1 protein-coding gene is annotated in these 688 nt (G+C 43.9%); it reads right to left on the bottom strand.

The annotated features are described in order from the left end of the window. Window positions 1-688 (bottom strand): thiamine pyrophosphate-dependent enzyme (locus tag ACS8FC_RS17785; protein WP_439297768.1); only part of this gene is annotated, 688 nt, incomplete at both ends.

Here is a 688-nt window from a genome sequence, read left to right as displayed (position 1 = left end):
AAGAGGCTCTTCGCCTGTTTGCATAGCCAAACGCTGCTCAACAACCTTCTGAACCTGACGCTGTAGCTTGTAGCCTTCTGGCATCTCAGCCATACGGCGTCCATAACCTTTGAGCTTTTCGATATCAACACTAGTATCCCAGTCGTCAACCAAGTCGTGACCTAGATAAGGTTTCCAATCTACAAATAACTGCTCATTAGGTTCTTGAACCAGTGAGCTAACAACGTAATCACCACGATCTAAAGATTCACGATAATTATCTTCATACTGTTTTTCTTCTTCAGCATTTAAGATACCTTCTGCGATGAGCTTTTGTGCATAAAGGGTACGTGTCGTTGGCAGTTTCTTGATAACCGCATACATCAATGGCTGAGTGGCTGAAGGCTCATCTGCCTCGTTGTGACCATTGCGGCGATAGCAGAACAAGTCAATAATGATGTCTTTATCAAACTGATGACGATAGTCTAAGGCTAATTGAGCTGCGAAAACGACTGACTCAGGATCATCACCATTCACGTGTAGGATTGGTGCATGTACCATTTTTGCCACATCAGTACAATATTCGGTTGAACGAACATCTTCTTGACGGCTAGTGGTGAAGCCCACTTGGTTGTTGATAACGATATGTACAGTACCACCAGTGGTATAAGCACGGGTCTGTGACATTTGGAAGGTTTCTTGAACCACA

The sequence above is a fragment of the Psychrobacter sp. 1Y4 genome, assembly GCF_051847555.1.
The sequence above is the reverse complement of the archived record's forward strand: the minus strand, read 5'-3'. Positions and strand labels throughout refer to the sequence as shown.